The sequence below is a fragment of the Cupriavidus sp. 05L310 genome (assembly GCF_056398185.1).
Genome location: NZ_JBFTOX010000037.1, coordinates 37,224 through 54,175, shown reverse-complemented (window position 1 = coordinate 54,175; position 16,952 = coordinate 37,224). Strand labels below are relative to the sequence as shown.

The window sequence follows — 16,952 nt, the reverse complement described above, 5'->3', positions numbered from 1 at the left end:
ATGACCCTCGATCCCGTACTCCATTTCCTGCATATCGCCGGCGTCACGCTGTGGGTGGGCGGCATGTTCTTCGCCTATGTCTGCCTGCGCCCGGCCGCGGGCACCTTGCTCGAGCCGCCGCAGCGGTTGCGCCTGTGGCGTGCGGTATTCGCACGCTTCCTGGCCTGGGTCTGGGTGGCGGTCGCGCTGATCGCCATCAGCGGCATATCCATGCTTGCCGGGGTCGGGTTCGCCGCGGCGCCCAGGCACTGGCATGCCATGTCCGGCATTGGGCTGGTCATGATCGCGATCTTTGCCTATGTGTACTTCGGCCCGTATGGCGCACTCCGCCGCGCCGTCGACGCGCAGGACTGGAAAGCCGGCGGCGCCGCGCTGGGTCGCATCCGGCAGGCCGTGGGCCTGAACCTGCTGCTCGGCGCGCTAACCATCGCGGTGGCAACGCTGGGCCGGCTGCTCGCCTGATTTCGCGCGGGGTCGCCTTCCGGGCACCCCGGTCCCGGGCGCGGTGGCCAACCTGCCTTGCGGCATGATCCCGGACTAACGCGCGGGGCCAGCGGACCCGCCCCGGAGGCAACGGCTCAAGCGGCTTCCATCACCGCCTCGACCCGGTTCCTGCCCGCGCTCTTGGCGCGGTAGAGTGCCAGGTCGGCACGGCCAATGGCGCCATCGAGGCGCGTTTCCGTCTTATCCAGGCAGGCCACGCCGATGCTGATGGTGAGTTCGGCAATGCGCCTGCCGAAAAACCGGGCGGACATCGACCTCAGGCGCTCGGCCAGGGCCAGCGCGCCGTCCATGCCGGTGCGTGGCAGCAACACCAGGAACTCCTCGCCGCCGAAGCGGCCGGGATAGGCATGGGCCGGCAACTCGCGCTTGAGCATGGCCGAAAATTCCTTCAGCACCCGGTCGCCTTCGGCATGTCCCAGGCTGTCGTTGACGCGCTTGAAGTGGTCCAGGTCGATCAGCAGCAAGGCCATCTCTCCGCCATCCACCTGCATCCGGTCCAGCTCACGCTTGCCGGCATCGTACAGCGCGCGGCGATTGAGCAACTGCGTCAGTGGATCGGTCCTGGAGAGGATGTCGAGTTCCACATGCAGGCGCCGCGTGATCACCAGCATGAAGGCGACCGACAACGCCAGGACCATGAACGTGTTGGCGCTGAGATAGAGGATCTGGACGATGTCGCCGGGGGCGAAGAGCGTCTGCTCGGCCAGGCCGGCGAACAGGCTGGTCGCGAATCGCACCATCACCACCAGCGTCTGGGCGGCCATCAGGCCGCCAAAGAAGTAGGTACTGAAATGCCGCTCGCCATGGCGCAGGATCAGGACACACTGCATCGCGTAGAAGATCGACACGAAGAAAGTCGCGATGATCACCCGGGCCACATAATTCGGGGCCGCAAGCGCGAACCAGGCCAGCAGCAGGGTCGCCACCGCCGTGAGCCCGGCCGCGAGGCTGCGCGTTTGCGGCCGACCGTAGAACGCCTGTATCGCCAGCGTCCACAGGCCAACGGCGCCGAGCAACAGCGCGTTGCCCACCACGATCGAGAGCCAGTCCGGGACGATACCCCGCAACCAGAACAGCACCGGTGTGACGACCAGGATCAGCGAGCCTGCCACCCAGTACCCGATCCCCTTGATGGTCCGCGGAAAACTGTAATAGGCCGATAGCAGGACAACCGACATCAGGGCCGACATGACCGATGAAAGGAAGACCGTCGTTCTCAGATCGATCTGGGGCATTGGCAGCGCGCATGGTCCGTCAGTGACGATCGGTAATCCTACCAAAGACTGACAGCCGGAGGTTGGGGGTCAACCCTGCCCATGTTCATGTTTATGTTCATGTCCATGCCAAATGCCGCCATGGCCCCGATGCTCAGGCCGGCTTGCTTACCATCAGCCAGTACACCACCAGCAGGCCGCCGAAGGCCGGAAAGCCCAGCGCTACCCAGATCCGCTCATATAACCAGTAGCGCGCCGCAAGCGCGCGGGTGTCCGCCGCGCCGTGCGATGCCAGCGCGGCCTGCCCGGCCATATCGCGCATCCGCCATTGCAGCCACAGCACCGGCAGCCAGCAAGCACCCGCGAGCGCATAGAGCGACAGGGAAATCCACAACCAGGAGGCCGATGGCGCGTATCCCGCCGCGTGCATCATGTAAAGCCCGCTCAACGGCTGGAAGACCACCGCGGGCGCGGTGATCCAGGTGTCGGCGCGCACCACCCAGCGAGTCACCACGGCCATGGCCTGCACATTGCGGCTGCGATTGACAAAGAACATATAGAAGGCGGTGCCAAAGCCCGTGCCAAACATAAAGGTGGCGGACAAGATGTGCAGCCACTTGACGATCAGGTAGGTCATGCTTGCTCCTCGGTCTGCGCATCGGGGTCTATCTGGGAGAAGAAAACGAACCAGGCCAGCATCGGCAGGTTCTTCAGGACCGGCCCGAAGGGATGAGCCCACCACGCCGGCACCAGCCAGGTGATCAGCGCGGTATAGCCAAGCACCAGCGCCAGTTGCGCCGCCCACACGGCGCGCGTGGGCCGCCACAGCACCAGCAAACCTAGCGCCAGGTCCAGGCCGGCGCCGAACCAGACAAGCGGCAAGCGCCAGCCGGGCGGCAGGCCCGCATCGCGCAGCAAGGCCGCGCCGGCCGCCGGATCCGCGAAGCAGGCATAGGCGGTGCCCAGCCAGACAGCGGCAATGGCGAGCCTGGCGAGGCGCAAGTACCAGTACAGCAAGGAGGGCAGCCGCTCGGCGGGTGAGGCAAAGGTGGCCGGCGCGCGCAAGGGCCGCCCGGCCAGCGCGGCGGCAGCGCGCGGGCTGGCGCTGTTGTCGGTGCGCAGCATGAGCAGGCTGTCGCGGTCGACAAGGCCGCCCGGAAGTCTCGCCAGGCCCGCCGCGCACAGGCCGGCGAGCCAGCCCGGCACGCGCAGCCACCGTGCCGGGCGCAGGCCCATGCCGGCCCTGAGGGCGCCAAGCCAGCCGGCAACCCCGAGCCGGGCGGGGCCGACCGCTGGCACGGTGCGCCGGCCCGCGCAGTTCCCGCTGAGCGCATTGGCCAGCAGCGCCACCAGGTCGTCGATATGGATGGGCTGTACATGCCCGGCACCCGCCGGCACCGGCAGCACGGGTAGTGCCGCCAGCCGCCGGAACAAAGTGGCGCTGCGGCCCGATGGCGCATATACCAGCGACGGCTGCACGATCAACCAGTCCAGCTTGCTGGCCCGCAAGGCATGGTCGGCCATGCCCTTGCTGCGCCAGTAAGCGGTAGCGGCATTGCGAGCCGCGCCGAGCGCGGAAAGCTGAACCATGCGGCGCACGCCAGCCTGCTCGCAAGCCAGCATCAGGGCGCGCGGCATATCCACGTGCAGTGCCTGGAAGCGTTGCCGCCCGCTTTCCCGGAAGATCCCTGCCGCATTGAGGACGGCATCGACGCCGTGCAAGGCAGCGCGCCAATGCGCCGGCGTGGTCCAGGCAGTCAGGTCGCCCGCGATGCAGTGCAGCCGGGGATGGCGCGCAAGCGCACCGGGCCGCCGCGCCAGCGCCACCACGTGATGCCCTTGGGCCAGCAAACGGATCACCAAAACCGATCCCACCAGCCCGCTAGCCCCCGCCACCAAAATCCGCATCGTGTCACCTGTTGTTTCTGTAATTTCTGTGTAAACAGAAATTACAGAACGAGTGGCCGGAAGTCAAGGGATGCCGCGTGGGGGGGGCGGCATCCCGGCAGTATGAGCGGAAAGGGTGACTCGAAGGGAGGGCGGCCTTGCCGCTCCGCGCGCGTAAGGCGACTCAGCCCGTCCGCGATTCCTTGGTGGGGGAGCGCCGCGCATTGCGGCGCTTGAGCGTATCGCTTGCCACGGACTCCGACAAGAACTGCCACAAAGTGCGAACCCGGATAATCCCGTCTCCCGGACCATCATGCGTCAGGCGCTTTGCGACTTCCTCCAGCTTGCCAAACATCTCCGGGCGAAGCTGCGTGCGCAGCGCATCGACTTGCGCCGCCGGCACCACTACCTCGTCGCGGTTGCCAAACCAGCGGCGCTCGGCGAGGAACAGCAGCGCGGCCAGTATCGCCGCACCGATCCCCACGTTCTCAAAGCCGGACAGCTGAAAGCTACCGGCCGCGAAACACAGCACGGCCACCACGGCCATCAGCACGAAGGCGGCCCGCAGCAGGACGAAGGCGCGAGGGTGCGAAACCATGCGCGCCAGATCACGGACCGCGGCGATTTCGTCCTGCTCCAGGATGTTGAGGACGTTGGTAGTCGAAACTTTCATTGTTCTATCAGCTATTGTCTCGTTGCTATCGGCCGTTCGGGCACCGCCCTCGGCACGGCTTTGCCGAGCCTGTATCCAGCGAAAAAACGGCAGTGTATACGTATGCCGGTTAAGGCGCTTGCATTGCGGCTTTCGGCAGGATCTTGCGGCAGCGAGGCAATTGAGTGGGAATAAGCCGATGTTAGGCCCTGGCGGCGCACTGTCAATGCGCCGTTTGACCTAGCCTGTCATCCTTCGGGGCTAGAGGCGGGCGCGTTGTCACCAGGCGGTCAGCGGTGGCATGGCGGCCAGGCTGCCGTTCCGGCGCGGTGCGGAAAACAGGGCAGATACAAGGAACGATCCGTGTCCGCCCGAGGTGGCATGAACGGCGCTCCAGCCTCGGACTGTGTACTGCCCACGGCGCTGGAGTCAAAATCCTGTCACAACGCAACGTTGGGTACCCTGGGCACCTGAAGCGTCCTGAAGTTGAAATGTGGCTCACCGAAGGTTTCCAGCAAGCGGATGATTTCTCGCGTGGAGTCCGTGCGCGTTGTGCGGACCTCGCTGAGCCTCCGGGGAGCGGCGCCGCCACCAACAATATAGTGTCGCCTGACCGTCAGCACCGCCTCGCTGGGCGTCGAGACCAGGACCGGGGGTGCGTCCTCATCCTTATAGCTGCCATATGTCCAGCCCGACGGCGTCAGGTGCGCCTCGACCCAGGCCTCCCGCGCTCCGAATGCTGTAGCCCCGGCCTCCATATGCTTCTCGGTTAAATCCAGCATCCGCCTCTGCCCTTCGAGTTTGCGTCAGTCATCTCCAACGCGCGCCCACGCAAAAAATCGTGCATTGGCCAGCGCGGATGGACAGATGCCTGACCCGTGATGAATCACCGGTGAATTCTGATTTCGACAGCGCCGCACCGGTACCCTGCCTTGGTAGGAATCACTCGCGCAGGCTTGCCGAATCGACCATCCGCGGACACTTCGGGCGGCCTGGACGCCGTGCATTCCCCACCTAAGCGTGGGGCCTACCTAAGCGGGGTAACAGCGGGTACCGCGCGCCTCAATAATCCAGATCAGCAAGCGTGACCCCTTGCTAATTCCCGATAGGGTGTAGGCACTCCCCGCGCCTACACCCTTTTTTTTTATGGTGCTTCCGACTTTCGTGAGGTACCGCATGCGTGTGCAAGTGGCCGCAAGCAAAGCGCTGGCTCTATCGGTAATTGCCCGCTTTACGCGATCGCCTTCACGCACGGAATTGAGTCAGCATGGCAGTCCTTGCGGCTACGCGCTTTCCCTCCCTTGTGGGGGTACCGGAATATTCGTATTGCCTGACTTTCCGAACATGCAAAGGGATGGCGGAAGAATTCGCCGCAACGCAAGAAATCTCTTCGCACCCGCAAAGAAGATTCCGGACAACGCAGCAAATATGCAATGAAAAGCCGAAGCGAAAAAAGCGAACCAAAACCCCAGGAAATGACGGAATTTTCCACTATGAAAACAAGCTGAATTCTTCTGCATCACCGCCTCTGATGACATCCCTCCCTTTGTCGGGTCCACTCTTCAGTGGGGATAGAAAACAGGGCAAAAACGCCCGCGCCGCCTTGAAGAGCGACCCCCATGAGCCATACACTTCGCCGGGCTCAACGCTGTGATGCAGTGCAAGGAAATAGCGCACGCATCACAAAGTCATCGCCGCAAAGTTCATCTCCGCCCGGCACGCCCAGGTAGTGGAAAGGCACCGACGTGTGCCATGTTGGACAAGCGGCTTCGTCGCAGCAATCCCCGGCCAGGAGACGGGCGGGAGTGCGGACCTTTCGGGTTTCAAGGGAATTATCAAGACGTGTTCAAGCTTTCAAGCCTTCTGTCTTACCGTAGAGCGGTACTGTTGCTGGGGATGATTCCGTTGCTGGCATCCTGCGCATTGGCGCCGGGGATGCGCTTCGATCCGCAGCGCCCGCTTGATCCGGAAGATCCGAATACCGTACCCAAAGTCACCCCCATCACCCCCGCCCTGGTGCGCGCGATGAAGGCCGCCGCCGCGCCGGCGAACGCAGATGTAAGCGAACTGTTTGGCACGCCGGAGCCCTATACGGTAGGCGTTGGCGACATCCTCTCCATCGTCGTGTGGGACCACCCCGAACTCGTGTTCCCCACCCAGACCTACTCCATCGGCTCCGCGTACGAGATTCCCAACTACAGTGGCGCAGCCAACGTACCGGGATACGTGGTCAGCCCCGCCGGCACCATCCAGTTTCCGTACGCAGGCGTACTCACTGTTCTCGGCAGAACGCCGGACCAGATTCGCGGCGAGCTCAGTACGCAATTGAAGGGCGTCGTCAACATGCCCCAGGTCACCGTGCGCGTACTCGCCTTCCGTAGCAAGCGCGTGTACCTGGATGGCGAAGTGAAGACCCCCGGCCCGCAAAACATCGACGACGTGCCGATGACGCTGGTTGAAGCACTCAATCGCGCCGGTGGCGTCAATGTCACCACCGGCGACAACAGCCGCATTCGCATTGCCCGTAGCGGCAAGAACTACTTTGTCAACCTGCCCGCGCTACTGCAACAAGGCATCGACCCGGCACGCGTCATGCTGCGCAATGGTGACATCGTTCGTGTGGAACAGCGCGAAGACAGCAAGGTGTTTGTCACCGGCGAAGTGGTGCGGCCATCCACGATTTTGCCGCGCAATGGCCGCCTCACGCTGAATGAAGCGATTGGCGAAGCCGGCGGCGTCAATCCCGTTTCCGCCGATGCGAAGGAACTCTATGTGATTCGCAAGAACGTGGACGGCGAAGCTGAAGTCTTCCACCTTGACGGAAAGTCGCCCGTGTCGCTGGCGCTGGCGGAATCGTTCGAACTGAAACCCAAGGACGTCGTGTATGTCGACGCAGCCGGTGTAGTCCGCTGGAGCCGCGTGATCAACCAGTTGCTCCCGAGCGGCAACTTCTTCAACTCCACCGCGAACACGATCAAATGATCAAGACCGTGCTCGTAGTGTGCATAGGCAACATTTGCCGCAGTCCGATGGCGGAAGCACTGCTTAAGCAAGCGCTGCCCGAGGCGAATGTCGTGTCGGCCGGGTTGGGCGCGCTGGTTGGCCAACCGGCCGATCCGCACGCGGTTGCATTGATGAGTGGCCTGGGCCTGGACATTACCGGCCACCGTGCGCGCCAGCTCAATCGCGCAATCGCCACGCAAGCCGATTTGATCCTGGTGATGGACAACCCGCAAAAGCAGGAGATCCAGCGACAGTATCCGGCGACGACGGGGCGGGTATTCCGGCTTGGCGAACTTGCCAGGTTCGATGTGCCGGACCCATATCGCGAGGCGCTCCCCGCCTTTGAAAACGCGCTGCAGTTGATCCAGCGTGGCGTGGAAGTTTGGGTGCCGCGCATCCAGGCGCTCCGTTAACAGTATTTGTAGTAGAGCCAATGAACCAGAATCCTCTTCCCGTTGCTGTTGCTGGTCCGCCGGACGACGAGATTGATCTCGTACGGTATCTGGATGTATTGCTCGCCAGCCGAGTGCTGATCGCGACGATCGCCGCCGTAGTCCTGGCACTTGGTGTTGCTTATGCTTTCCTGGCCCGGCCGGTGTACCAGGCAGACATCTTGGTGCAGGTGGAAGACAACCCCAATAGTGCGAAGAGCCTGCTGGGGGATGTGTCCAGCCTGTTCGACGTAAAGGCTGAAGCGACCGCCGAGATCGAGATTCTTCGCTCGCGCATGGTGGTGGGCAAGGCCGTCGACAACCTGCATCTATACATTTACGCCAAGCCCAACTACTTGCCATTCTTCGGTGCATGGATTGCCAGCCGGGCGAAAGGCCTATCCGAACCGGGTTTGCTCGGGTTCGGCGGGTTTGCGTGGGCGAAGGAATCCATCGATGTCGATCAATTCGATGTGCCCGAATCCCTGGAAGGCGAGAAGTTCAAACTGGTCGCGTTGGGTGAAGGCCGCTACCGCGTGGAGCAAGACAGTCTGGACAAGCCGTTGGAAGGCCGCGTAGGAGAGTTGCTGCAAGCCAATCAAAACGTTGGCAGCTTTACCCTGTTGGTGAAGGATCTCAAAGCCAAGCCCGGAATTGTCTTCAATCTGGTACGTAGTTCACGTTTGCAGACGCTGGAAAAGCTGCAAGACCAGCTCAAGATCGCTGAGAAAGGCAAGCAGAGCGGCATTATCGGTGCCTCGCTTGACGGTACCGATCCCAAGCTCACCGCAAGCATCCTCAATGAGATCGGCGACGAATATGTCGCCCAGAACATCAAGCGCAAAGCTGCCGAAGCCGAAAAGTCCTTGGTCTTCCTCGGCGACTTGGTGCCTCAGCTAAAAACCGAGCTTGAGCGCGCGGAAGTCAAATACAACGAAATGCGCAACAAGCGCAACACCTTCAACCTCAGTGAAGAAGGCAAGGCCTTCCTGCAGGAAAGCGTAACGGCGGAAACAAGCCTGCTTGAGCTGAAGCAGAAGCGTACGGAACTGCTTACCCGGTTCACGGCAACGCACCCCAGCATTCAAGCCCTCGACCAGCAGATCGCTACGCTGAGCGCCAAGGTGGGCGGCATGGCTGCCAAGTTGAAGACGTTCCCCAACGTCGAGCAGGACACCCTGCGTCTAATGCGCGACGTCCAGGTCAATAATGACCTCTACGTTGGGCTGCTCAACAATATGCAGCAGCTCAAGCTGGTCAAGGCCGGCAAGGTTGGTAACGTCCGCTTGCTGGACAATGCCCCCGTTCCCGAAGAACCCATCAAGCCCAAGAAGGGCCTTACCATCGCCCTGGCCGCTATCCTTGGCGTGCTGATCGGCGTGGTAGCAGCCTTTGCGCGCAACGCACTCTACGGCGGCATTACCGACTCCCAGGATATCGAGCAGCACAGCGGGCTGAACGTCTATGCCACTGTGCCGCTGTCGACGCAGCAAGGCATGCTCAGTGAGGAGATCCGCCTGCGCAAGCGCGGCCGGTTCCTGCTGGCAGACCGCTATCCCAACGATCCCTCAATCGAAAGCCTGCGCAGCCTGCGTACCGCGCTGCAGTTTGCGATGCTGGACGCCGACAACAACCGTGTTCTGCTGACTGGCCCCACACCAGGTGTAGGCAAGTCGTTCGTTTCCGCAAACCTGGCGCTGGTCATGGCCACCGGCGGCAAGCGCGTCTTGCTCGTAGACGCGGATTTGCGCAAGGGCTATCTCAACCAGTACTTTGGCAAGGAGCGGCAGCGCGGGCTCTCCGACGTGTTGATTGGCCAGGTCAGCTTCGACGAAGCCGTACACCGGGGCGTCTTCGAGAATCTGGACTTTCTGAGCACCGGCGTATTGCCACCGAATCCGGCGGAACTGCTGCTCAACGAACGTATGGTGAGTCTGCTGCAGGAGATCAGCGAGGGGTATGACCTGGTCCTGATCGACACCCCGCCGGTACTCGCGGTATCGGACACGGCGATCCTGGCGGCGCGCTGCGGCACCGTGTTTCTCGTCACCCGGTTTGAGAAAACGACGATTGGTGAGGTCACCGAATCGGCCAAGCAGCTTCGTCAATCCAACGCTGAAGTGAATGGGGTCGTCTTCAATGGATTGGATGCCAGTGCCTATCGCTATGGGTATGGGTCGAAGTATGGGCGCTATCGGTATGCGTATTACGGGTATACGAGTGAAGTGACGGCCCCTGCCAAACATATGGAGGACACCGGCACTGCTCGATAGCACTAGCGAGTAACTAGCCCCGATCAGACTGTAAACAGCCGCTTGACTGCTTACATTAACAAAGTCCTTGAAATGCCGCGGCTCTGGTCAGCCAGCGGCTTATCCGAAGCACCGGTGGCGTCAGCTCCTGCGCTTCGTTGTGCCATCGCAGAATGGCCCGCGCCGGAAAGCTTCGCGCGAATTACTTGTACGCAATCGTGTCACCAGCATGCTTGTTTGAATACAGGGCAGGAATACATTCGCGCGTGCGATTGCATTGCGAGTCGTCGGCACGCGATTTGGAAAATGCAGAAAATGGATCTGGAATCCTCAAAATGAAGAAGGTATTAGTCGTCTTCGGGACACGTCCGGAAGCCATCAAGATGGCACCGCTTGTCAAGTTACTAATGGAAGAAGATGGTGTGCATTGTGGCGTTTGCGTTACGGCGCAACATCGCGAAATGCTGGACCAAGTCCTGCGACTGTTCGATATCCGTCCCGACTACGACCTCAACGTGATGAAGCCGGGACAGGATCTGTTTGAGTTGACCGGCAACATCTTGGGGGGAATGAAGCCGGTGCTTAATTCGTTTGCTCCCGACCTTGTGCTGGTGCATGGCGACACTAGCACGACCCTGGCGACCACACTTGCCGCTTACTACAAGCAGATCCCGGTCGGCCATGTCGAGGCCGGCCTGCGCACGGGCAACCTCTACTCGCCGTGGCCCGAGGAGGCCAATCGGAAGGTCACTGGCTCGCTAGCGTCGTTGCATTTCGCACCGACTCAGCGCTCGCGACAGAATCTGCTGAACGAGGGGGTGCGAGAAGAAACCGTCGTGGTAACGGGAAACACGGTGATCGACGCGCTGCTCTCCATTAGAACTCGCTTGCAGTCAGATGCGTTGCTGCGGGAACACGCCGCTCGACAGATTCCATATGACATCCGTGGGCGCCGCATCGTGCTGGTGACTGGCCATCGCCGGGAGAGCTTTGGAGATGGTTTCGAGCGCATCTGTGCTGCGCTTGCGCAGATCGCACGGATGCACCGAGACGTTGATGTCATCTACCCCGTACATCTAAACCCCAATGTGCGCGAGCCTGTAGGCAGACTTCTCAAGGGCATTGAAAACGTCCATCTGATCGAGCCTCTCGAATATCTACCTTTCGTCCATCTGATGGATAGCGCCCACCTGATTCTGACCGATTCCGGGGGCATCCAAGAGGAAGCACCTTCGCTAGGCAAACCAGTACTGGTGATGCGCGATACAACAGAGAGGCCAGAAGCGGTCGAAGCGGGCACGGTAAGGCTGGTAGGGACATCCGTTGAACAACTGGTCGCCAGCACCTCGGAGTTGCTCGAAGACGAAAACGCCTACGTGGCGATGAGCCGCTCGCATAACCCATATGGCGATGGTGCCGCCTGCGCTCGTATTAGTCGGGCAATTCAATCATATTTTTCGTAATCGAGAGCAACAAAAATGGAATTTCAAACCATTTCCGTCATCGGCTTGGGCTATATTGGTCTACCCACCGCGACCGTCTTTGCTGCACGCCAACGAAAGGTCGTCGGCGTGGACGTCAACCAACACGCGGTAGACACCATCAACCAGGGAAAGATCCATATTGTCGAGCCAGATCTCGATATGCTCGTGCACGCAGCTGTGTCGCAAGGCTTCCTGCGGGCAACCACTAAACCCGAGCCCGCCGATGCTTTCCTGATTGCGGTGCCGACTCCGTTCAAGGAGGAGAAGCGGCCGGATCTCTCCTACATCCAGGCGGCAGCCGAGGCAATTGCGCCAGTGCTCCAAAAGGGCAATCTAGTGGTGCTGGAGTCTACCTCGCCCGTGGGGGCAACGGAGCAACTGGCGGCATGGCTCGCTGAAGCCCGACCAGATCTGTCTTTCCCCCAACAGCAGGGTGAACTCTCCGATATTCGCGTAGCACATTGCCCGGAGCGCGTGCTGCCAGGACACGTGTTGCGCGAACTAGTAGAGAACGATCGCATCATCGGCGGCATGACCTCGAAATGCAGCGAGGCTGCGCAGTCGCTCTACGAACTGTTTGTACGAGGCCGCTGCATAGTGACGGATGCCCGTACCGCGGAAATGTGCAAGCTAACCGAGAACGCGTTTCGCGACGTCAACATCGCCTTCGCCAATGAACTCTCGATGATTTGCGACAAGGTTGGGGTCAACGTGTGGGAACTAATCAGCCTGGCAAATCGCCATCCGCGAGTCAGCATCCTCCAACCCGGACCGGGAGTCGGTGGGCACTGCATCGCCGTTGATCCCTGGTTCATTGTCGACGCAGCGCCCGAGCGCGCCAGGATCATACGCACTGCACGAGAGGTAAATGATGCCAAGCCCCACTTCGTCGTAGAGCGAGTCAAGAAAGCAGCGAGCCGCTTCAAGGATCCAGTGATCGCTTGCTTTGGACTGGCCTTCAAGGCAAATATCGATGATTTGCGAGAGAGTCCGGCCGTTGACATCGTTGCGGAACTGCTCACCGCCAAGGCAGGCTCGATCTTTGTAGTAGAACCGCACGTAAAGAAGCTTCCGGAATTGCTCGCTGGCGCCGAACTGCTCGATGCCGAACGGGCGCTTAATAGCGCCGACATTGTAGTGCTCCTAGTTGACCACCAACAGTTCCGCAAATTGGATACGGATAGATTGCAGGCACGTATTGTGATTGATACGCGTGGCATGTGGTCTACCAAACGGCAGGAAATTTGATACCGCCGCATGCCGTAGAAGGTCTGTCGCTCAGTCCATCATCATGTCAAAAGCGTTCTTACTGTCTCTGACACGCAGGGGATCGTTCCTAAGCGCGTCCTTGCTGGGACTGGGCTCTGCGGTGACAAGCCGCGGATCCGTCTTTGTTATCAATATTGCACTGGCCCATTCTTTGTCAGTACATGACTACGGAATATTTTCTTATTCTTATGTAACAGCGCTAAATCTAGGTCTTTTTCTTGCAACTGGAGTGTCCCAGGCCGCTAGCCATGTTCTGCCAAAAGTAACCAACAAGGAAGCTTTGACGCGGCAATTGATGGCTTTTCTTGTGGCGATCTTCGTAACCTCCTTAGGGGCCGCATTATCTATCTTCCTATTTGCGGGTCATATATCTCGGTCCGCGTTCGGTACCACTGAGGCAATCATAGAGATCCAGTTGGGTGCAGGTCTCTTGTTTGCCGCGGCAGTTTTGCAGGGCACGCAGGGATTTCTTTATGCGCTGCATGAGCACAGGCTGGCAGCCGCATACGCCATTGCGCCGGCAGCCACCTCGGCTGCAGCAATATGGATTTGTATGCCAATCAGAGAGCCAGAAGTGGCTCTATTGATATTTATATTGGCTAATGCAGCTGGGGCATTTCTCACGATATGCTTTCTCCGACTTAGATATCTACGCGGAATCGGGTGGTGGACGATAGATAGAGCGGCGATCCGCCTTGCGCTTAACAAGGCAGTGCCTTCGATACTGACTACTGCTCTCGGCGCCCCGGTTCACTGGATGTGTATGTCAATGCTAGCGGCGACAGCGGAAGGGGCTAGGGAGCTGGCATTATTTTCCGTCTCGTTTCAATGGTATGTGCTAATTACATTTATTCCTGCGGCATTGGGAAATCTCGTGCTGCCTTTTTTGTCTGCTCGCGATGGACATGATTGGAAAGATGCCGCTCGTTCCAGATTTCGGCAGACACTGGTTATTGCAGGATTAATAGCTATTTTTTTTGGCGGCATTACATTTGTTTTTTCCCGTAATTTATTAGAAGTATTCTATCCAATCTCCTATCTCGATGCTGTGCATGCAGTACGCGCGCTCGCTTGTGCGGGGGTGCTTTGCTCTATCAGTATGATTATGCAACAGCGCATTTCATCGTTCGGGCGGTTCTGGATAAACTTTAAATTGACACTGGTTTATTCGGTGGTATATGTCCTCTGCGTCTATTTGTTTTTGAAATTTAATTTTGGAAGTGTGGCGCCAGGTTTAGGTATGGCCGTCGGATATATTGTGCTGATTTTTCTGCAAATAATTGTGCTTCTAAGATCGAGAGAGGGTTGAGGATGGCACTGTATATTATTTTGATCGTGGCTCTAGTTGTAAACTTCTTTGGCGGTCAAATTCTTTCTGTGCTTTTTGTTGGGGCGGATGTGGTCGGCGTTCCCGCAAATGATTACTACGTCGCATCAAATATCGAGATGGGGATTGTATTGGCGATATGTGCGTCAATTTTCATTAAATTTGGATCGAAATTATCATCAAAGAAACTTTCTGATTGCAGGTATGAGTCGACGCATAATCGCCTGGGTGTGGTTGTGTTGGAGGTCATATTGATTGGACTCGCTCTGTGGGCGATATCCGGTGTCGATTGGGGGTTTTCTGCCCAATCTAGAGGGGTGAATCAGTTCAATAGATCGATAGACACGGCTCTATCAAGATTTACTCTTGTTGGATTATTTGTTCTTTCGGTATATCTAAATTCACTGGGCCTTTCGCGTAGAAGCATAGTGGTTTCTGCATTATATTCGGTGTGCCTTGTCTTGAATCAGATAAGTTTGGGCGATAGAAGGCTCGCGGTCTACGTCTGCTTGATAATTTTGTCGCGGATGATATTCAGTCACTATGAGAGCAATTCCAGGCGGAGTTTCTTTAGATCAAAATCGGTTCTGGTTGGGGCGGCAGCCTTTGCGATTATTTCTTTTTTGTCCTACGCAATCAGGTCCAGTGGGGCAAGTGTAGAATTTGGCGCTGGAGAGGGAGCTGCTCGCGCAATACTCACGTCAATCGGGTATCCGGGAATACTATGGAAAGTTAAGGAGTATGTTGAAAATACAACTGGATACATGCTCGGCCAGACGATTTTCCCGTCGCTGCATACTCTGGTAATTCCAAGTGTTTTTCTATATATGATGGGGGAGGGAGAATCCGTTCAGCGGGGCTCTCTTATATTTGATGGCATGTTTAACGATAACCCAAATATGGGATACGATTTCATGCTGTTGGCAGATTTGTATTGGAATTTTGGTTGGTTTGGGTACGCCCTCTTCATTTTAGCTTCGCTATGGATTGCCGGCAGTATATACAAATTTGCAGTTTCGGGAACTGTATTTGGCAGGTCTATGGTTCCTCTTCTCATGATCGCATTTGTTTCATCGCTGAGATCGGATACGATTTTTTTTGTTAAATCTGTTCTGATGTCTTACGTTGCGACAACAATTCTTACGATAGTTGTTAATCCTTCATTGAAACGAGCGGGAGAAGGTTTTGATAATAATTAATCTTCTTCCTGTTAGGAAGGGTGGTGGATTGCAGAATGCACTCAGCTTGCTTGGAACTATTCCAGTAGGAACTCGATGTATGGTTGCGTTTCGTCATAATTCCAAGATTGTGGAATCAATTTCTAGATCTGGATTTAGATCGGAAGCTGCTCGGGACACCTTATTTTCCAGGCTTAGATCGGAGGTAGCTCTGCGGAGGGAGTCGACGAACAACAATATCGTTTGCTTCACATTGTTTGGGCCGCCTCCAATTTTTAGCAAGGGAAGAGTAATCAATGTGGTCGGTTGCGCATATTCAAATCTTTTTTACCCAGAAATTGATTTTTGGCGGGGATTTGGTCGAGTGGCTAGGTTTTATAAGGGGGCAATAGATCTGTATAGAAGGTGGTCTATTGGAAAGGCTGATTACTGGATTTTTGAGACTGAGGTATTGGCCCGGCGCGCCGTGGAGGTCTTCTCCTTCCCTGCTAATAGGGTGTTTGTGGTTAGGATGGCGCCGAGTCCAGTTGCAATAAATAGGAAGGGCGACTCTAAATTCATAGGCTTGGAAGGCGATGTGTTTAATGTTCTGTATTTGACTGGATTTCACAAAAACAAGCGAATTGAATCGCTGATTGAAGTTGCGAGGATTGTAAAAGAAGAGGGAAGGATTAGATGTAAGTTCATTCTAACTCTGGATGATAGGGTTAAGGATGTAATGGATATCTTGTTTAGAATAAATGATCTTGGTTTGTCAGACTATTTTCTGAATTTAGGGCCAATATCTCCTGATCGGGTTGGCGAACTGATCGATCAGTGTGATGCTATGTGCAATTTGGCTAGATTGGAGAGTTTTAGCAACAACTTCGTTGAGGCATGGTCGCTTAAAAGGCCGCTTCTCGTAACCGATGCGGACTGGTCAAGGGATTCGTGCGGAGAGGGTGCGGTTTATGTTAATCCATGCGACCCGAGATCGATTGTAGATGCCATTGATATGTTATCGAGAAACGATGATGTCTATAGATCCGTTGTTGAGTCAGGGGATAAGGTTCTTGGTACCTACCCGGATGCTAAGAAGAAGACAGAAGAGTATTTTGATATTTTAAAAAGAAAGGATCTTTCTGTATTCAGAGGTCCCAATGTATGGATGAGGAAGAGATGAAATATTTCTTCGTGGTATTGTTTGAAATGGTTATGAGGATCATTTTTTCAATGCCGAGGTTCATGTTTTTTAATTTTCTGAAGACCATATTCCTAAGAGCTTGCGGAGGGAAGATTGGTTGCCGGGTCGTATTCTATCCCGGTGTCTGGATCTGTACTGGCCGCAATCTCGTCGTAGGTGATGATGTTGATTTCGCATTAGACGTACTTGTAACAACCGATGGAGGGGTACGGATTGGAAGCAGAACTTTAATCGGCTATCGCACGCAGATACTGTCGAGCAATCATCGAATCCCTTCTGGAAGGGGGAGGATATTTGGTGCCGGGCACGAAAGAATGGCGGTTGTGATTGGTGCGGATGTCTGGATTGGGGCCAATTGCATCGTTCTTCCTGGTGTGACGATCGGCGAAGGTGCTGTCGTTGCCGCCGGAAGCGTCGTGACTCGTGACGTACCAGCTTTTACGATGGTCGGTGGAGTGCCAGCCAGAACAATTAAAGTAAGAGAGTAGAAATGCGACAGATTCTTCAAGATTTGGCATCGGGTTCAACATCGATTGTGGATTCGCCATGTAGCTCTGCCAGGGTGGGG

15 protein-coding genes are annotated in these 16,952 nt (G+C 57.3%); 10 read left to right on the top strand and 5 right to left on the bottom strand.

Features of this window, described 5'->3' with window-relative positions; all coding sequences use genetic code 11:
* Positions 1 to 462, top strand: a complete 462-nt coding sequence (locus tag AC1DS6_RS25435) for a CopD family protein (RefSeq protein ID WP_441625778.1) — start codon at positions 1 to 3, stop codon at positions 460 to 462.
* Positions 463 to 578: 116 nt separating this feature from the next.
* Here the strand turns inward: AC1DS6_RS25435 and AC1DS6_RS25430 are convergent, their stop codons facing one another.
* The 5 genes from AC1DS6_RS25430 to AC1DS6_RS25410 all read right to left on the bottom strand — a co-directional run bounded on the left by AC1DS6_RS25430 (position 579) and on the right by AC1DS6_RS25410 (position 5,039).
* On the bottom strand, positions 579 to 1,739 hold the full coding sequence (locus tag AC1DS6_RS25430) for a GGDEF domain-containing protein (protein ID WP_477103420.1): 1,161 nt from the start codon (positions 1,737 to 1,739) through the stop codon (positions 579 to 581).
* Positions 1,740 to 1,872: 133 nt separating this feature from the next.
* Entirely contained in the window at positions 1,873 to 2,355 is a 483-nt protein-coding gene (locus AC1DS6_RS25425) for a DUF2269 family protein (protein ID WP_441625774.1), read from the bottom strand.
* Positions 2,352 to 3,626 (bottom strand): SDR family oxidoreductase, encoded by a 1,275-nt coding sequence (locus tag AC1DS6_RS25420; RefSeq protein ID WP_477103419.1) that lies wholly within the window; start codon positions 3,624 to 3,626, stop codon positions 2,352 to 2,354. Before AC1DS6_RS25420 ends, AC1DS6_RS25425 begins: the two co-directional genes overlap by 4 nt.
* 163 nt (positions 3,627 to 3,789) lie before the next feature.
* On the bottom strand, positions 3,790 to 4,278 hold the full coding sequence (locus tag AC1DS6_RS25415; RefSeq protein WP_477103418.1) for a hypothetical protein: 489 nt from the start codon (positions 4,276 to 4,278) through the stop codon (positions 3,790 to 3,792).
* A 419-nt stretch (positions 4,279 to 4,697) separates the two neighbouring features.
* Positions 4,698 to 5,039: a hypothetical protein gene (locus tag AC1DS6_RS25410; protein ID WP_477103417.1), complete on the bottom strand. Its 342-nt coding sequence runs from the start codon at positions 5,037 to 5,039 to the stop codon at positions 4,698 to 4,700.
* 1,060 nt (positions 5,040 to 6,099) lie between these two features.
* Between AC1DS6_RS25410 and AC1DS6_RS25405 the strand changes: the two genes are divergently transcribed.
* The 9 genes from AC1DS6_RS25405 (at position 6,100) to AC1DS6_RS25365 (ending at position 16,872) form a co-directional block, all read left to right on the top strand.
* On the top strand, positions 6,100 to 7,239 hold the full coding sequence (locus AC1DS6_RS25405) for a polysaccharide biosynthesis/export family protein (RefSeq protein ID WP_477103450.1): 1,140 nt from the start codon (positions 6,100 to 6,102) through the stop codon (positions 7,237 to 7,239).
* The gene (locus AC1DS6_RS25400) at positions 7,236 to 7,673 is read left to right on the top strand and encodes a low molecular weight protein-tyrosine-phosphatase (protein WP_441625764.1); all 438 of its coding nucleotides are present in this window, start codon (positions 7,236 to 7,238) and stop codon (positions 7,671 to 7,673) included. The genes AC1DS6_RS25405 and AC1DS6_RS25400 overlap by 4 nt, the downstream gene beginning before the upstream one ends.
* A gap of 20 nt (positions 7,674 to 7,693) precedes the next feature.
* Positions 7,694 to 9,964 (top strand): polysaccharide biosynthesis tyrosine autokinase, encoded by a 2,271-nt coding sequence (locus AC1DS6_RS25395; protein WP_477103416.1) that lies wholly within the window; start codon positions 7,694 to 7,696, stop codon positions 9,962 to 9,964.
* Between the two features lie 314 nt (positions 9,965 to 10,278).
* Entirely contained in the window at positions 10,279 to 11,406 is a 1,128-nt protein-coding gene (wecB, locus tag AC1DS6_RS25390; RefSeq protein ID WP_477103449.1) for a non-hydrolyzing UDP-N-acetylglucosamine 2-epimerase, read from the top strand.
* Positions 11,407 to 11,421: 15 nt separating this feature from the next.
* Complete coding sequence (gene wecC / locus AC1DS6_RS25385; protein ID WP_477103415.1) at positions 11,422 to 12,675, top strand: UDP-N-acetyl-D-mannosamine dehydrogenase; 1,254 nt, start codon at positions 11,422 to 11,424, stop codon at positions 12,673 to 12,675.
* A 43-nt stretch (positions 12,676 to 12,718) separates the two neighbouring features.
* Positions 12,719 to 14,005: an MATE family efflux transporter gene (locus AC1DS6_RS25380; RefSeq protein WP_477103414.1), complete on the top strand. Its 1,287-nt coding sequence runs from the start codon at positions 12,719 to 12,721 to the stop codon at positions 14,003 to 14,005.
* 2 nt (positions 14,006 to 14,007) lie between these two features.
* Positions 14,008 to 15,222: a hypothetical protein gene (locus AC1DS6_RS25375; protein ID WP_477103413.1), complete on the top strand. Its 1,215-nt coding sequence runs from the start codon at positions 14,008 to 14,010 to the stop codon at positions 15,220 to 15,222.
* Positions 15,209 to 16,363, top strand: a complete 1,155-nt coding sequence (locus AC1DS6_RS25370; protein ID WP_477103412.1) for a glycosyltransferase family 4 protein — start codon at positions 15,209 to 15,211, stop codon at positions 16,361 to 16,363. Before AC1DS6_RS25375 ends, AC1DS6_RS25370 begins: the two co-directional genes overlap by 14 nt.
* Positions 16,360 to 16,872, top strand: a complete 513-nt coding sequence (locus AC1DS6_RS25365) for an acyltransferase (protein WP_477103411.1) — start codon at positions 16,360 to 16,362, stop codon at positions 16,870 to 16,872. The genes AC1DS6_RS25370 and AC1DS6_RS25365 overlap by 4 nt, the downstream gene beginning before the upstream one ends.
* Positions 16,873 to 16,952: the final 80 nt, after the last annotated feature.